Annotated in this window: 7 protein-coding genes; 2 read left to right on the forward strand and 5 right to left on the reverse strand. The window is 72.1% G+C overall.

The features are described 5' to 3' along the window. Positions 1–199: 199 nt before the first annotated feature. The 5 genes from ACWGIC_RS03545 to ACWGIC_RS03565 are packed head-to-tail and all read right to left on the reverse strand — an operon-like array spanning position 200 to position 14,710. A complete protein-coding gene (locus ACWGIC_RS03545) occupies positions 200–1,873 on the reverse strand; it encodes an ABC transporter transmembrane domain-containing protein (protein WP_452074319.1) in 1,674 nt (557 codons plus the stop codon). Further along, positions 1,866–3,833 carry a B12-binding domain-containing radical SAM protein gene (locus ACWGIC_RS03550; RefSeq protein ID WP_452074320.1) on the reverse strand — a complete coding sequence of 656 codons (1,968 nt, stop codon included), beginning with the start codon at positions 3,831–3,833 and terminating at the stop codon, positions 1,866–1,868. Before ACWGIC_RS03550 ends, ACWGIC_RS03545 begins: the two co-directional genes overlap by 8 nt. Then, positions 3,818–7,150, reverse strand: a complete 3,333-nt coding sequence (locus ACWGIC_RS03555; protein ID WP_452074321.1) for an amino acid adenylation domain-containing protein — start codon at positions 7,148–7,150, stop codon at positions 3,818–3,820. The genes ACWGIC_RS03550 and ACWGIC_RS03555 overlap by 16 nt, the downstream gene beginning before the upstream one ends. Then, complete coding sequence (locus tag ACWGIC_RS03560; protein ID WP_452074322.1) at positions 7,147–9,483, reverse strand: lantibiotic dehydratase; 2,337 nt, start codon at positions 9,481–9,483, stop codon at positions 7,147–7,149. Before ACWGIC_RS03560 ends, ACWGIC_RS03555 begins: the two co-directional genes overlap by 4 nt. Then, positions 9,470–14,710 carry a type I polyketide synthase gene (locus tag ACWGIC_RS03565; RefSeq protein ID WP_452074323.1) on the reverse strand — a complete coding sequence of 1,747 codons (5,241 nt, stop codon included), beginning with the start codon at positions 14,708–14,710 and terminating at the stop codon, positions 9,470–9,472. The genes ACWGIC_RS03560 and ACWGIC_RS03565 overlap by 14 nt, the downstream gene beginning before the upstream one ends. 158 nt (positions 14,711–14,868) lie before the next feature. Between ACWGIC_RS03565 and ACWGIC_RS03570 the strand changes: the two genes are divergently transcribed. Together ACWGIC_RS03570 and ACWGIC_RS03575 are read left to right on the forward strand one after the other, a co-directional pair. Beyond that, positions 14,869–15,963 (forward strand): hypothetical protein, encoded by a 1,095-nt coding sequence (locus tag ACWGIC_RS03570; RefSeq protein WP_452074324.1) that lies wholly within the window; start codon positions 14,869–14,871, stop codon positions 15,961–15,963. After that, positions 15,933–17,291, forward strand: a complete 1,359-nt coding sequence (locus ACWGIC_RS03575; protein ID WP_452074325.1) for a DUF6002 family protein — start codon at positions 15,933–15,935, stop codon at positions 17,289–17,291. Before ACWGIC_RS03570 ends, ACWGIC_RS03575 begins: the two co-directional genes overlap by 31 nt. Position 17,292 lies beyond the last annotated feature (1 nt).

Raw genomic sequence — 17,292 nt, forward strand, 5'->3', positions numbered from 1 at the left:
TCCCAGGCCGACACGCCTGCGGCCACCCCGTTCGCGAACCCGCCTACCTGCCACGGCGTGACACGGCGATAACGCACGGCCTCGCACCGAACGGCGCGCATCTCCGCCACCGGAAAACCCTTCACCCACACCTCAGCAAGCAACGCCGCTTCCGCCGCCCCGCAATCCCGCCGGCCAGCAAGCACGGCTCGCATCCCGCTCACACCTCCCCTCCCCGAGCCACCAGCGCGCGGTAGGCAGGCTCACCCGCAAGCAAATCCGCATGCGAACCCGACCCCACCACCCGGTCCTCGGCCAGGAAAGCAACCCGGTCGGCCTTCGCCAGCATCAGCGGCGAAGTGCTCACCACCACCGTCGTCCGTCCCCGCCGGGCGGCCCGGAGGCGGTCGGCGATCAGCGACTCCGTGTGCGCGTCCACCGCCGCCGCGGGATCGACCAGCAGCAGCACGTCCGGATCCGCGAGGACGGCACGCGCCAGCCGCAGCCGTTGCCGTTGGCCGCCGGACAGGCTCCAGCCTTTGGCGTCCACAGTGGACGAAAGCCCGGCAGGCAGCGCCGCCAGCACGTCCTCCGCCGCGGCCACCCGCAGGGCCGCTAGAGCGTCGTCGTCGTGCTGAGCCGCCAGGATTGAGCGCAGCGGGCCTCCGAACAAGTATCCGTCGACATCGCTCAGCACGATCCGGCGGCGGACCTCGGCCAGGGATACCGCGCGGAGCGGGACCGAGCCCCATTGGGCGTCCGAGTCCGTGAGCCGGGCAAGGCGTTCCAGGACCGTGACGGCTTCGGCGGTCGTCGAGGTCGCGAGCACCAGGAACTCCCCCGCCCGCACCTCGAGGCCGGAACTCCAGTCGGCCATCGGCGCCTGTCCCGGCGGTCCGGGCAGCGCATCGGGACGGTCGGTCACGTCCGGGCGCAGCAAAAGGATCCGAACGACCCGCCGCGCGGCGACCAAGCCGAGGCTGATGTCCCCCGCGCCCTCGATGAAGTAGGACACCGGCACCACCAGCACCGCGACATAGCCGTAGACCGCGACCAGTTCGCCGACAGTGATCTCCCCGGCGGCGGTCATCCTGGCCGCGATCCAGGTGACCGCGCCCAGGAACAGAGCGGGAAGGCCGACGCCGAGTGCCTGGATCCAGCTGATCACCGCGCCGATCCGGTTGCCCTCCGCGCGCAGCGCCTGCGAAGCGCGGCGGTAACTACCCGCGAACCGGTCTTTTCCGCCGATCCCGCACAGCACCCGAAGTCCCCCGGCGATGTCGGCGGCCCGGGTCGTCAGCGCCGCTTCCTGCCGCCGGTATTCGGTTTCCACGCGCTGGAGCCGCCGCAGCAGCGGTCCGGTGAGCACGACCAGCAACGGCACGCCGAGCAAGACCACGAGTGCCAGCGTGGGCGACGCCGAGAACAGCAGCACCGCGACCACCGCGAAGGCCACGAGGCCGCCGAAACCGGGGCCGGTGACGGTCAAAGCCCAGCTGATCCGCATGACATCCGTCGCCGAGATGCTGACGACCTCGCCCGCCGAGACCTTCCGCGGCAGGGTCGCGCCGACCTCGACGGCCTGGTGCGTCAGGGCCCGCACGGTGCGGAAGGAAGCGTCCATCCGGACCTGGGTCATGGTGCGGTGCCGCACCGTCTCCAGCGTGGCGTTGACCGCGCCGATGCCCAGGATCGCGGCGGCCCAGCCCAGCAGCGCGGCCATGCTCCCGCCGCGCAAACCCTCGTCGACGGCGCGGGACAGGAAATACGGCGGCAGCATCAGACAGCCCATCCACGCCGCGCTGACCAGCCCGCCGGACAGCACCCGCCCCGGCTGGCACCGCACCAGCCACCACAGGTAGCGGCCCGGCCCCCTGGTGTCCGGGTCAGGCACCGGCGTCGTCCTGAACCGTCGCCAGGCCCTTCGCCACCAGAAACTCCACAATGGACGGAAGGTCTCCGGCGCGGGCGTCTCCCTCGGCGAGCCTGCGCAGGACCTTTTCCTCGTTGTCCCCCAGCGGAAACACCCGGGCGCGGCGCCGGTCGACGGCGATGGTGATCGCCAGACGGGACCGTTCGAAGCCCGCGTGCGACGCCTCGGTGTCGTCGTCGAAGTGGACCGCGCCGGAGTTGGCGACCAGGACGCGGTGCAGCACGACACCGTCGGCCAGCGACAGTTTCGCGTCGGCCGGAAGCGGGTCGGCCGGGTCGCCGCCGCCGTCGAAGAACATCCGGAACGCGTTCGGGCCGAACCGGGCGGTGTAGAGGATGTCCTCCGGCACGTCGATCAGCGCGACCTCCGGGTAGAGGCGCTGAATGCGCTCCGCCAGGCCGGTGGAGGCGCCGGTGTTCTCTTCGTAGTCGAGGTGGTACCAGCGGCGCGCCGGGTCGTCCTTCACAGTGATCCCGTACACCTCGGGCTCGTCGGCGATCGGCGCGCCCTTGAGCAGCCGGAAGGTGCCCGCGTCGGCGCGGCCGATCACGTGCCGGTGGTCGCGGACGAAGCGGTAGGTGTCCTCCGCCTCGGCCGCGGTCTCCGAGGGGAAGTCGCTGAACACGCCGGCCTCGACGGAGATCCCGGCGGTGCGGCACATCGCGAGGATGTCGGCCATCCGCTGCGGCGTCGTGCCTTTGTCCATCGCCTTGAGCACGCGTTCGTTGGCGCTCTCCAGTCCCATGTAGAGCCGCACGCACCCGGCTTCGCGCATGGTCGCGAACACCTCCGGGGTGAAGCCCTTCTCGAAGCGCGCGACCCCGTGCCAGCGGATGTCGGTCTGCCGTTCCAGCAACGCTTCCGACAGCGACCGCAGGTGCGCGGGCAGCATCACGTCCGCTTCAAAGGAGAACACGTCCTCGCCAGTCGACGCGACCACGGACGCCACGTCCTCGGCGATCAGCGTCGGCGAACGCATCCGGTAGGGCGCGATCTTGATGAAGGCGTAATTGCAGAACGCGCACCTGTTGAAGTAACAGCCGCGCGTGGGCATCATGCAGATGACCCGCTTGGGCGCGAAATAGTCCTTCAGCGGCAGCATCGTGAAGTCCGGGGCGGGCAGCCAGTCCAGGTTGAGCTGGTAGCTGGGGTCGAGCTGCTCGCGGACCGCGCCGCCGACGTAGCGGACGATATTGCGCACCGAAGCCGGATCGCGTTCTCCGGCGAGGGAATCCGCGAACTGCAGGAGAGTCTCGTCGGCCTCGCCGACGAGGAACGAGTCGAGCCAGCGTCGGAACCGGGCGTCCGCGGAGAGCACTTCCCGGCCCCAGGTGATCACCGGTCCGCCCGCCGTGACGTGCACGTCCGGGTCCTGCCTGCGGATTTCCTCGGCGAGCAGGAACGCCGGGATCAGCTGCGAGAAGTACGGCACCGAAAGGCCGATCAGCCGCGGCTTCCGCGCGAGCAGCGACGGCACGGCGACGTCGCGGAAGTAGCCCGCGAGCGGCCCGGTCTCGGTGTCGACCGCGTGCGCGACTTCCTCGTAGCTGTCGTAGGTCGCCTGCGAGTAGGAGTACTTGCCGAACCGCGAGTCCGGCTTTCCCGCGGTGATCAGGTCGCCGGCGAGATGGAAGATCCGCTTGGCGTAGAGCAGTTTCGCCGGATCGTAGAAGTCGACGGGATCCCGCAGGATGCGGCGGGACTCGGTGATGTTCGCGACGACCTCGGCGGCGCGGGCGTCCGCGGCCTCCGCGAGCGGTTCGGGCCGCAGCAGGTGGTCGAAGGCCTCCAGGTTGAGGTCGCGGAGTTCGACCTCGTCGTGTCCGCCGCGGCGCAGCACGGCGCCGAGCAGCGGCAGCGCGCCGTGCGGCAGCGAAGGATCGGCCGCGGGCGGGAAAACCAGCGTCACCGGGACGCCCATGACCGGCCTCCTCGTGTCTGGGCTCGGGCCCGGCGGGCGCGGGCCCGCCGGTCGGCCGCTTCGAGTGCGGTGTCCGCGGCCTGGCCGTCCAGGAAGGCCGCGAACGCGCGCACAGTGGGATAGCGGAACAGGTCCACGAGCCGGGCGCGGCTGCCCCATCGCCGTTCGATCCGTCCGTGGAGGACAGTCAGCGCGAAGGAGGTCCCGCCGAGGTCGAAGAAGTTGTCGGCGACTCCGGCCGGGCGGCCGCCCAGGACCTCGGCCCACAGCCCGGCCAGCTCTCGTTCGGTGCTGGACCACGTGCCTGCCTCGGGCTCCGGCCCCCGCGCGGCCGAGACGTCGCGGATTCCCTGGCTGAGCGAGGGGTCCAGCGGGGGTTTCTCGCCGGTGGTCGCCAAGGCGGCGATCCATTCGAGGTACGCCGCGAGCAGCCGGTCGATCCGGTCGGCCTCGTACAGCGCGCGGTCGTAGAGAAATTCGACGCTGAAACCGTCCTCGTGGCGCTCCACGTACACGGTCAAGTCGAAGGCGGAACCGGGTTGTCCGGCGGGCAGGGTTTCCGTGGAGACGCCGGGAAGGACGAGTTCTCCGGGCGCGAAGCCGTAGACGTTGAACAGCACCTGCACGAGCGGGCCGCGAGTGGATTCGCGGGGTACCCGCAGCTCGGCGACGATGCGCTCCAGCGGGGCGGCGGGATGGGCGAGCGCGGCCACGAACTCGGCCGCCGCGCCGCGGACGGTGTCGGCGAAGCTTCGCGTGTAGTCGGCGCGGCACCTCAGCGGGGCGATCTCGACGAAGAAGCCGACCAGGTCGTGGAACGCGACGTGGCCGCGGTCGGCGACCGGGGTGCCGAGCACGAGGTCGTCGCGGCCGGTGACGCGGTGCAGCAGCTCGGCGAACGCCGCGAACAACACCACCGAGGACGTGGTGTCCACAGTGGACGCCAGGGCTTCAACCGCGGTGGAGACGTCCTCGTCGAGGCGGCCCTGGACGAGGGCTCCCCGGTGTGCTTGCGCCAGCGGGCGGGGGTGGTCGCGAGGGAGGTCGAGCACGGTCGGCGCGTCCGCGAGATGTTCACGCCACCACGCCAGATCCTCGGCGGAGCGACGCCGGTCGCGCTCGCTTCGCCAGGCGGGGTAGTCGGCGTAGCTGACCGGCAACGGCGCCAGATCGCCGGTGCAGGCAGCGGAAAGGTCCCGGCAGAACGGCTGGAGCGACCATCCGTCGAATACCGCGTGGTGAAAGGTGATCGCGAGGACGTGGTCCTGCGGGGCCAGCCGCAGCAGCTTCGCCCGCACCAGCGGTCCGCGCGCCAGATCGAAGGGTGCAGTGGCTTCGGCGTCCAGCTCCGCTTGAAGCCGGTCGGCGGATACGTCCACGACGGGCAGCGGCAGCGCGGACGGCGGATCGGCCACCGCGCGAGGCGTGCCGCCGTCGGACGGGAATCGCCAGCGCAGCACCTCGTGCCGGGCGAGGACCGCGGTCAGGGCGGCTCGCAGGTTTTCCGTATCGAGCGGTCCGCGCAGCCGCCGGGCCATCGGCGTGTTGTACGCGGCCGATCCGGGGGCCAGCTGGTCGAGGAACCACAGCCGCCGCTGTCCCGGCGAGAGCGCGGGCGGATGTCCGGTGGTCAGCTCGATCTCGTCGGTGCGCGCCGCCGTCGCGACGCGTTCGATGAGCCTGGCGAGCGTGCGGCTCTGGTAGATGTCGCCGACCCCGACGTCCCGGCCCAGCTCGGCGCGCAGAGCCGCGGCCATCGTCATCGCGGTCAGCGAATGCCCGCCGCTGGCGAAGAAATCCTCGCCTTGGCCGAGCATCCGACGCCACAGCCGGGTCACCACCGCGGGCAACGATTCGTCCGGGGAGCCAGCGCGCTCGGGATCGGGCGGAACCAGCTCGCGTAACCGGCCGAGATCGACCTTGTGCGAGGCCAGCAGGGGCAGCTCGGCCAGGCAGAACACCCGCGCCGGGACCATCGCGGCGGGCAGCCGTCCCGCGCAGTGCTCCCGCAGCGCCGCCGGATCCGCCGTTTCCGGGACACAGAACGCGACTACCGAGCCGGAAACCGTGTCCGCGACGGCGTGCCGGACCTCCGGATGCGCGCGCAGCGCGGTCTCGATCTCGCCGAGTTCCACGCGCTGGCCGCGGATTTTGACCTGCCGGTCCAGCCTGCCGAGGAACTCCAGGTCGCCGTCGGCGGTCCGGCGCACGAGATCGCCGGTGCGGTACGCCCGGCCGCCGGTGCCGAACGGATCCGCGATGAACCGTTCCGCGGTGAGCCCGGGCCGCCCGAAGTAGCCGCGGGCCAGCCCGACGCCGCTGACGAGCAGTTCGCCCGGAACGCCCGCGGGCACCGCGCGCAGCTTCTCGTCGACCACGTGCAGACCGTGCTCCCCCAGCGCCCGGCCGATCGGGATCGGCCTCGTCCACTCGCCGCGAGCGTCGAAGGAGGACACCATGACCGTGGCCTCGGTCGGCCCGTAACTGTTGAGGAACCGGCGGCCCGGCCCGGTCCACCGCGCGACCTGCTCCGGCCCCGGCGCCTCGGAGCCCGTCCCGAGCACCGTCAGCGCGGGCAGCCCGTGCGGCTCGACCAGCGGCAGCACCGAAACCGGGAGGTTGGCGTAGGAGACTTCGTGGACGCGCAGGAACTCGTGCAGCCGGACCGGGTCGAGGCGCTCGGCCTCGGGAATGAGCGCCACCTCCGCACCGAAAGCGAGCGCGACCCCGATCTCGTGCAGGGAGAGGTCGAAACCGCACGAGGCGAACGCGAGGACGCGGGCGTCCCGGTCGAGCCCGACCCATTCGGCGGCGGCGTCCAGGTGGGCGGCGAGACCGCCGTGGCCGAGCGCGACGCCCTTCGGCTCGCCGGTGGAACCCGAGGTGTACATCAGGCAGGCGAGGTTGTCCGGAGCGACCTCCACCGGGTCCGCGGTCCCTTGAGCTTCCTGGCGGATTCGCGGAATGCTGTGGTGCGCCAGGGCTTCCTCGCCGTCGTCGTCGACGAGGACCAGCGCGGGCCGGGCGTCGGCGAGGATGGCGTCGCGCCGCTGCCTTGGGTGGGACAGCTCCAGCGGCAGGTAGACCCCGCCCGCCAGCAGGATGCCGAGGAACCCGACGATCATGTCGGGCGTGCGGCGCTGGCATAGGCCGACCGGCGTCTCGGGGCCGACGCCGCGAGCGCGCAGGGTCGCCGCGAGCCCGGAAGCAGCCGCTGCCAGCTCGCCGTAAGTCAGCCGCCGATCCCATTGGCGCACGGCGACCGCGCCGGGCCGCTGCCGGGCATGGGCCAGGACCCGCTGGGGCAGAAGGATCATCCGCCCACCTGAGGATCTCGCAGCTGGATGCGCAGCTCCGACAGGTACGTCCGGCCTTCGGCGTCGGGCAGCCAGGCGTGTTCCGGCCCGGGCAGCAATTCGGTGAGCGTCAGCGTCGTGTCCTTTCCGGCGCGGGCGGCGGCGCGCAGCGCGGCGCAGAACCCCGCCACGTAAACCGGGCTGGTGAAGTCCACGTAGAGCGGCTTGCCCTCGGTGGCGAACTTCGCGAAAACCCGTTCCGGCAGCCCGAGCCCGCGCCGCCAGCGCCGCACCGCCAGGTACCGCGAGAGGTGGCCCTCGGCCCCGGCCAGCCCGGTCTCGCCGACGGTCGTCCGCCAGCTCTCCCGGCACACCACCAGCCGGTCCACGGTGATCCGCGGCGTATGCGGCCGCGCGGTGGCCGAACGGAACGCGTCGACCGCGCGCATCGTCAGCAGTTCGGAGAACAGGTCGAGCGCCGGACGGCGGAAGCCGGGGCCGTGGACGACCAGTTCGCCGTCGCTTTCGGTCACGGCCAGGCCCGCGATCCGGACCAGCCGCGCGGGATCGGCCCCGGGGGCGGCGACGAAGCCGAGCTGCCGGTCGTCGGCGTTCTCCAGGCAGCGGTTCACCCGCGCGGTCACCCGCGGCCAGGTCGGCGGGAACAGCGGCAGCATCCGGCCGCTGCCGATATCGCTGCGCAGGTCGGCCCGCAGCTGCTCGGGGTCGCGGTGGACGCGGACGGCGACCCCGGAGTCGAACGTCGGCCACGAGACGTGCAGCTCGCCGAGCACGGCGAAGAAGTCTCCGCGACGCAATGCGTCCAGATTCTCCGCACACAGCTGGAGGTCCGGGCTGTGCAGCCGCGCCCCGGCCCAGCCCGGCCGGTCGGCGGGGAACAGCGTTTCCACGGCCAGGCTCGCGCTGTCACGGTGGATGCCACGGACGTCCTCGGCCAGGGTGTCCAGCGCGAACAACGTCGCCCACCGCCGGGAAAAGTCGGTCAGCACGGCGGCGACCGGTCCGTCGTGCTCACCGAAAAGCACGCCGCGGGCGAGGTACCACAACTGTCCAAAGGAGACGTCCGGGCCGCCGCTGTCCTCGGCCAGATCGGCATACAGCTGTTTCAGTCCACTTTGGACAGCGGTGGCGAGCTCCGCGGTGAGCCAGCGCGCGAGGCGGGCCATCCTGGTAAGCGCGGGTCCGAAACCGTCCAGCAGACCGGTGCCGAACTTGACCTCCAGGTCCCGGATGGTGTCCTCGTAGCACGGAGTCCGGCCCGCGTACATCTCGCCGGGCCGCTGCCGGGGTGCGCTGCCGGTCACCGCGGTGACCTCGTCGTCCAGCTCCGCGAGGGCGGTCAGCAGAGCGTCAGCGTCGCCCGCCGCTTCGGCTACGCGGGCCCGCGCCCGGTCAAGGCGGTCGAGCCCGGCGAGTGCGTCGGCCCGGATCCGTTCGTCCTCGATCGCCTGGATTCCCTGCTGCAGCGCGGAGTGCGCGGTGTAGTTCAGCGGCAGGTCGAGGCCCCACGACACCAGCGACCGGTCGTGCAGGTCGGCGAGCATCCGCTCCAGGCCGGCCCGCTCCGCGAGCGTCCCTTCGAGCGCGGCCAGGACTTCCCGGGCGGGGCGGCCGTCGCAGTGCGCGAGCAGCTGCGCTTGCTGCGGGGTCAGGGTCCGGGCGGGTTCGGTGGGGTGCCGCAGGAGGGTTCCGTCGAGCGCGAGATGCGGGGGCAGCCGGACGGGGAGCCAAGACCGGGTCTCGCGATCCTCGGCCAGGTGCCGGGCGTACGCGTCGAGCACCCAGTATTCGAGGCGCGTTTCGCGGGCCCGGACCAGGCGCGGGCCGATCTCGGCGGTGACGACCTCCGGACCGGGGGCGATCTCGGTCCAGCTGACCGGGCCGAAGTAGCCGATCGTCTCGGTTTTGGCGCAGTAGCGCTGCCAGTAGCGGGCGAGCAGGCTCTCGTCCCGGCGACGGCGGCGGTTCAGCCGCGCGGGCTCGGGTTCTGCCGCGATCGCGTCCGCCACCTCCCGGACGCGCGGGTTTTGCCAGACGAGTGCCTCGCGGAACAACGGGTCCGCGGCGACCTTCGACAGCGCCCAGCTGCACTGCGCGGCGGCTTCGGCGAACGCCTGCTCGACCTCGTGCTGATCGGCAGTGTGATCGGCAGTGTGATCGGCAGTGTGATCGGCACTGCCATCGAGGTGCGCGTCGACGACCGCCGCGGCTTCGGTACAGGTGAAGGCGGCGAGCCCGTCGGCCGGGAAGCCGGTCGTGCGGAGCAGCGCCGAACGCCAGACCTTCCAGTCGCCGCCCGGAACCTCGATGAGGTGCGCGTCAGCCGCGGCCACTGGCGTCTCCCCGCATCCGGGCGACCACGCCCGCCATCGCCGCGACGGTCGGCGCTTCGAACAGCACCTGCATCGGCACCCGGACCCCGACCGCGCTCCGCACCTGGGAGATCAGCTGGACCGCGGTCAGCGAGTTCCCGCCGAGTTCCGCGAAGTCCTCGTCCACGCCGACCTCGGCGACCCCGAGCACGTCCGCCCACACCCGGGCGATGGCGGTCTCCAGGTCGTCGGCGGGCGCGGCGTCCGGGCCGGACGCCAGTACCGCCTCGGCTCGCTGGCGGATCCTGGCCAGCGGCACCGCGGATACGATCGCGCGGGGGCCGAGGTCCGCGCCCAGAAGCCGGTCGAGCAGGTCCACGGCCTGTTCCGGACGCAAACCGTCGCCAGTCCGCCCGGAGGGTTTGCTGCTGAGCGCCGCGACATCGGTGCGGCGCATGACGAAGTCGGTGACCGTCAGCACCGGCTCGCCGTGTTCGTCCACCACGGACAGATCAGCGGTGATGACCTCGCCGTCCCGGGTGCCGTGGTAGCGCGCCCAAGCCCACAGCCGCGCCGGGAACGGCCGGTGCACCACCAAACGTCCGTAGCTCAACGGCAGATACCGGCCCTGCCCGTCGCTGGCCACCGAGGTGACCTCGTCGAGCACCGCCGGGTGCAGGGGCAGCCGCTCCGTCTCGGCCCGCACCGCGTCGGGAAGTTCGAAGCAGGCCAGGCGGCTCGTTCCGTCGGCGGCGTCGGCAGTGTGCCGGAGGCTGCGCCACCTCCCGCCGAGCGCGAAACCGCCCGCGTGCGCCAGGCGTTCGCCGTCGTAGTCCTGACGTCGGCCGGAGTGGCGAGCGCGAACGGCTCGCAGATCGACGGCTTCGGGTGCCGGGTCGGCGGTCCACCGCGCCCGGGCCTCGGCGTGCACTCCGGCCTCGCTGGCGACTTCGACCCGGTACTCCGCCGCCTCAGCTCGGACGGCGACCCGGATGCGTGCGCTCTCGTCGTCGCCGAGGACGAGCGGACGGACGAACACGAGATCGCTGAACTCGGTTCGGTGCCCCAGTGTGGGCGAGGGCACGTGGTCCTCGAAAGCCGCCCGGATCAGCTCGACATGAGCGGCTCCCGGCATCAGGGCGCGCCCTTGGTGCCGGTGCTCGTCAAGCACCCAATGCGTGGCCGGGGAAACGGTTCCGCGGTATCCGCCGTCGCCGTCGCGGTGGGTCAGGATCGGGTGGTCCCAGGCTTCGCCGGGCTGGTCGAGCACGCGCTGCCACTCCCGCGGCACCTCGGTCTCGACGGCCATGCCGACCTCCAGCCACCGCCCCCAGTTGACCGACAGCCGCCGCGCGGGCCACCCGTCCGCGGCGCTCGCGCACGCGTCCAGGTAAGCGTTCGCCGCGCTGTAGTCGAGCTGGCCCGGCGCGCCGATCAACGCCGAGGTCGACGAACACAGCACAAGAAAATCCGGCGAAAGATCGCCGAACACCGACCGCAGCAGGCGGGTGCCGGTCAGCTTCGGCCCGAGCACGCGTTCGGCCTCGTCCCGGTTCCACGCCTCGATCATCTGCCCGCCGGCGACGCCCGCCGCGTGCACGATCCCGTCGAGGCGGCCGAACCGTCCGATGAGGACTTCCCGCACGCGCGCCAGCTCGGCGCCATCGCACACGTCGGCGGCGACGACCTCGACTTCCGCACCGCCCGCCCGCATCCGGCGGATCGCCGCGACCGCGCGGCCGGCGCGACCGGAGCCGTCCAGCGCGTCCCACTCGTCCTCCGGCGGCAGGCCGTGGCGGCTGGTGAGGACGAGCCGGGCCGAGACCCGCTGCGCGAGGTGCTCGGCGACGGTGATTCCGATTCCGCCGGTGCCACCGGTGATCAGGTACACGCCGTGCGGACGCAGCAATTCGCGGTCCACTTCGGACAGTTCCGGGGCGGGCTGGTGCCCGGGCACCCACCGGCGTCCGCCGCGCAGGGCTACAACCGGGTCGCCCGGGGTCGCGCGCAGTTCGGCTAGGAGGGCTCTCGCAGCGCGGTCGTCCGGTCCGAGATCGAGGTGGCGGACGCGCAGGACGGGCAGTTCGAGCGGAGCGACCTCAGCGAAGGCGGTCACCGTCGCGCTGGCCGGATCGACGAGGTCGGTGCCGGTGACGTCCCGCGCGCCCCGGGTGAGCACGTCCAGCCCGATCGCGCCACTCTCCCCGGACTGAGCTTGCGGGGTAGCGGCGAGCGCGCGCAGACAGGCGATGAGGCTGAACAGCCCGCGGTCCTGAGCGCGGAGAGGATCGTCCTCTGTGGAGTCGAGCAGCCAAGCGTGGACGATCCGGGGCGGCATTCCGCCGCGTGCGGCGAGGTCGGCGAACAACCGCGCGTAGTCGTCCTGCACGGTGGCGCGGACGGAGCTGCCGGGCCGGAACTGGTCTCCAGCAACGACTTCGACCACGTCGTCGCCACTGCGCCGGAGCGCCGCAACCAGGTCGGAGCCGCGAGGGCCGTCGCTGAAGACCAGCCAGCGGGACGGCTCGCCAGCAGCGGCCAGCGGAGCGGTCTGCCGCCACGTCGGCACGGAGACCAAGCTGTGCTCGACCGGCGCGGGTTCGGGTCGCGGCGTGCCCGGCGGGTCGGGTTCCACGAAGTAATGCGTGCGTTCGTACGGATACGTAGGCAAGGGCACGCGACGTCCGAGAGCGCCGATACGGTCCGTGCGCACCGGGACACCGACTGTCCACAAGCGACCGGCCGCGATGTACATCGTCTCGACGTCACCGCGAGTGTCGCCAGGGGTCGGCAGGCTCGGCAGGGCGAGCGGGCCTTTCGACCGTGCCGCGCCCTTCGGCCGGATCCGCGCGAGTCCGGCGAGCTGCCGCCCGGGACCGCACTCGACGAACGCCCAGGAACCGTCCGCGAGCAGCCGCTGCACGCAATCGCCGAACCGGACGGTGTCCCGCAGCTGCCGGACCCAGTGGTCAGGATCGGTCGCCTGTTCCAGGGTGATCCAGTCGCCGGTGCGGGTGGAGAGATAAGGCCGGTCAGGACGCCGCAAGGGCACGGAAGCGACCTCGGCGAGGAAAGCCGGGAGAACCTCGTCCATCAACGGAGAATGGAACGCGTGCGAGGTGCGCAGACCTCGGTTCTGGATGTTCTCCGCCGACAGTTTCGCCGCGAAGCCTTCGACAGCTTCGGCAGGCCCCGCGACCACACAGGCCCCCGAACCGTTGACCGCGGCGAGGGCCAGGTCGGCGGGCAGCCGCTCGCGAAGCCGGTCTTCGTCCAGCGAGACGGCCAGCATGGCTCCCGGCGGCGCCTGCTGCATCAGCCTGCCTCGCGCGCACACCAGCCGGACCGCCTCCGCCAGGGTGAACACCCCCGCTTCGGCAGCGGCCACGTACTCGCCGACGGAATGGCCGATCATCGCTGCCGGCTCGACGCCCCACGATCGCCACAACCGGCTCAAGGCGTAGCCGACGGCGAACAGCGCGGGCTGCGCGAACTGCGTGTCCTCCGGGTGCTCGGCGAGCAGTTCTCGCAGATCAGCTCCGAGTTCGGCGCGCGCCAGCGCGAGGCATTCGTCCATCGCGGAACGGAACACCGGTTCGGCGCGGTGCAGTGCCGCGCCCATGCCCGGGTACTGGCTGCCCTGCCCGGAGTACAGGAACGCGACCTTCGTCGCGGGATCAGCGACCGCTGCGGCCGGGCGCTCCAGCAGCCGGGCCAACTCCTCCCGCGTCCGCGCGACCACCGCCGCGCGATGCGGGTGCTCGTCCCGCCCGGCGCGCAGAGTGTGGGCGATATCGGCGAGACTCAGTTCCGGCGAGTCCGCGAGGTCCTCGGCCAGCCGCGTCGCCGCGGTTCGCAGGGCGCTCTCGGTCTTGGCGGACAACGGGATCAGCGCGATCTCCGCCGCCTCCGTGACCGGCCGTACCGGCGGCTGTTCGACCACCAGGTGCGCGTTCGTGCCGCCGAAACCGAAGGAACTCACTCCGGCCCGGCGCGGCCCGGAGGACTCCCAGGCCCGCGCGATCGTGTTGACAGCGAACGGCGAGTTCTCGAAATCGATGCCGGGATGGGGCGCGGTGACGTTCAGCGAAGGCGGAAGCAGCCCGTTCGACACCATGAGCGCGACCTTGATCAGGCCGACGACGCCCGCGCCCTGGCTGAGGTGGCCGATGTTGGACTTGGCCGAGCCGATCGCACACCGCTGCCCGGCGCGCGGCTCGCGGCCGAAAACCTCGGTCAGCGCGGCGATTTCGATCGGGTCGCCGAGCCGGGTGCCGGTGCCGTGCGCCTCCACGTAACCGATCTCCGCCGGGGTCACTCCGGCCACGCTCAGCGCCTGGGCGATCACCGCGGTCTGGCCCTTCGGCCCGGGAGCGGTGAAAGACACCTTCTCCGAGCCGTCGTTGTTGACGGCGTTGCCGAGGATCACCGCGTGGACGTGGTCGCCGTCCTCGACGGCCTCGGACAACCGCTTGAGGACCACCGTCCCGCCGCCGCTGCCCCAGACTGTGCCCGACGCCTGTTCGCTGAACGGCGCGCAATGCCCGTCGATCGAATCGACCCCGCCGACGCGGGGAAGGTAGCCGCGATGGTGCGGAAGTTCGATGTTGGTGCCGCCCGCCACCGCCAGGTCGCATTCGCCGGAGCGCAGGGCCTCGCACGCCAGGTGCACCGCGACCAGGGAGGTCGAACACGCGGTCTGCACGGTCATGCTGGGGCCGCGCAGGTCGAGCTTGTAGGAGGTGAAGGTCGCCAGGTAGTCCGGCGAGTTGCCGACCATCGTCAGGCCGCGCCCCGCCGACTCCCAGATCCGCCGGTTGCCGCGGATGTTGCGCCAGAGATAGTCGTCGACGCCGGTGCCGCCGTAGACGCCGACCTCGCCGCGGACCCGGCCCGGCGGATGGCCCGCGTCCTCCAGCGCGGTGTGGCACAGCTCGAGGAACAACCGCTGCTGCGGATCGGCGAGTTCGGCCTCGCGCGGCGTCATCCCGAAGAACGCGGCGTCGAAGCCCGCCATGTCGTCCAGTACCGGGGCGGCCGGGACGAATGCCGGGTCGTCGAGTTCCTCCGGCGGCACGCCGGCGGCCAGCTGCTCGGCGCGGGTGAACCGGCGGACCGATTCGACCCCGGCGGTCAGATTGCGCCAGAACTGGCGGACGTCCGCCGCGCCCGGCACCCGGCAGGCCATCCCGACGATCGCGACCGGTTCGACGGCCGGGCCGGGCTCAGCGGAGTCACCGATCGCCATACCGCCTCACTCATCGCACACGTCGGCCGACAACCTTCACCGCGCCAGTAGATCCAGGCCGCCTGCGGCCGTCCAGGCTTTCGGGCCCAGGCGAAACGAAGGTGGCGAGCGGGCGAACGCGGTTACCGTGAGCCCCGTTCTCCGCGAAAGGACCAGGTGTGACCGAGAATGCGGCCGGGGTGCCCCGCGTCGTCGTCGCCGGGAGCGGTTCCCTGGCGCGCGGTGTGTGCTTTTCGCTTGCCCTGGCGAAGATTCCGGCTGTCGTGCACGTCCTGGCCCGCAGGCCCGCCATGGCGCGGGAGGTCGCCGATCTCGCCGAGATGCGCGCCCGGTTGAACGGTTCGCCAGTGCGCTTCGAGGCGGCGCTCTCCGATATCCCCGAGGCATTGGCCCGAATCCGCCCGCGGGTGGTGCTGAACTGCGCCTCGCACCAGTCGCCGTGGGAGAGGATGACGAGCCCCTCGAAGTGGACGGATCTGCTGCGGCACGGCGGTTTCGGTCTCACTCTGCCGCTCCAGGCCGGACCGGCGATCTCGCTCGCGCGGGCAGTGGCGGACGCCAGCCCGGAGACGCTGCTGGTCAACGGCTGCTTCCCGGACGCAGTCAATCCCCTCCTGAAAGCCTTGGGGCTGCCGGTGTTCTGCGGCATCGGCAACGTGATGACCCTCGCCGCGGCCCTGCGCACCGACGACACCCGGACGCTGCGCGTGCTGGCCCACCACGTGCACCTGCACGCCCCCGAGAACAGTGCCGACGAAGCGCTGGCCTGGCTGGACGACGAGCAGCTGACCGACGTCACCGCCCGGCTGGCCAAGGTCCGCGCGGTCGACCGCCGGGAGCTGAACGCGGTAACCGGGCACGCCGCCGCGCTCCTGGTCGAAAGCCTGCTGACCGGCGCGGACCTCCGGACGAGCGTGCCCGGGCCGCTCGGGCTGCCCGGCGGATATCCGGTGCGGATCCGCGGCGGCTCGCTGACCCTCGACCTGCCGATCGCCGAAGACGTTGCCGTGCAGCGGAACCAGCGCGCCGGGCACCGGGACGGAGTCGTCGTCGACGGCTCCCGCGTCGTGTTCGGCGAGGCAGCGCGCGAAGCCCTGCTGCCGTATCTGCCCGAGGTCGCCGCCGGGTTTCCGGTCCAGGACACGGCCGAGGTCTGCGCCCGCCTGCTGGAAGTGCGAGACCGCCTGCGCTCCCCCGCCCCTTTCCCGAACGAGGAGAAGCGATGGCCGGCGCCCGCGCGTCCCGGAACCTGATCACCGACTACTACGACCGGATCCGCACGGAAGCGGCCCGGCGGTTCCCCGCTCCCGTGGCCGAGCCGGGCCGGTTCTCCCCCGGCGCCGCGCTGCCGGAGCTGGACCCGGCGGTCCGGGAGTACTTCTCCGTCGCGACCGCCGCGTGGGGCCCGCTCGCGGAGATCGGCGGCCATTCGCTCCGGATGCTCGACCTCACCGGCAACCCCGGCACGCACACCACGAAAACCTTCGCCTCGCTGTTGATCGTGGCCAGGGCGGCCGAGCACATCCGGCGCACCGGCGAGCCGCTCGTGCTCTTCACGCCGACGTCGGCGAACAAAGGCGTGGCCCTGCGCGACGCGGCGGACCGCGCGATCGCGACCGGTCTCGTGCGGCCCGATCAGCTCCGGGTGATCGTGCTCGCGCCCGCCCGGTCCCGGGCGAAGTTCCGTTCCAGCGCGCTGTCGCAGGACCCGGACCTGGCCCGCCGCAATCCGGTGCTGCTGCTGGACAGCCCGCGGCCGGAGCAGGTCAAAGACCTCGCCCGCGCGTTCGTGGCCCGCGAAGAGGTCCGGCCCGGCTCTCCGCGCCTGTGGTTCACCCTCGACCTCGACAACTACCTCGTCGCCGACACCGCCCGCGCCTTCCTCGAACACGACGTGGACCCCGCGCGCGGCAACCGCTGGCACGCGCACGCCGTGTCGAGCGCGTTCGGGCTGCTCGGCTATCACCAGGGCCGCGAACACCTCGAGGCCGCCGGAGAGGCGGATCCCGCGGCCCATCCGGGTTTCCTGCTGGTCCAGCACCTCGGAGCGCCCGACATGGTGCTGAGCCTGCTGCACGGCGACCACGATCCCGCGAACGCGCCCCGGTACCGGCGCTCCGCCGACGGCTACGTCCAGGACGCCGACCCGCACTTCCCGCTGTCCGCCCAGGATCCGGACGAGGTGCTGGAGCCGACGTTCTACACCCGCCGCCCGGCCACCTCGCTGACCATGGACCCGCTCGTGCGGCGCTTCGGCGGGACCGGGATCGTCGTGTCGCGGCAGGAGTGCACCAGCCTTTACCCGAGGATCCGCGACCTGCTGAACGCCGCCGGGCGGCCGATGCCCGCCGACCACTCCGAACTGCGGGAGTGGTCGCTGGTGATGGCGCTGACCGGGGTGCTGAACGCGATCGAGCGACGGCTCGTCCCCGCGGGCACGGAGATCGTCCTGCACGCGTCCGGGACGTACTCCGCAGCCGATTACCAGCCCATCGAACCGGCGGCCCTCGTGCCGGTGACCGGCTTGGCCGAGGTGAGTGCCGCAGTGGACGCGGCGCTGGCCGTCCCGGCGGGACGCTGAC

The sequence above is a fragment of the Amycolatopsis sp. NPDC054798 genome, assembly GCF_053611505.1.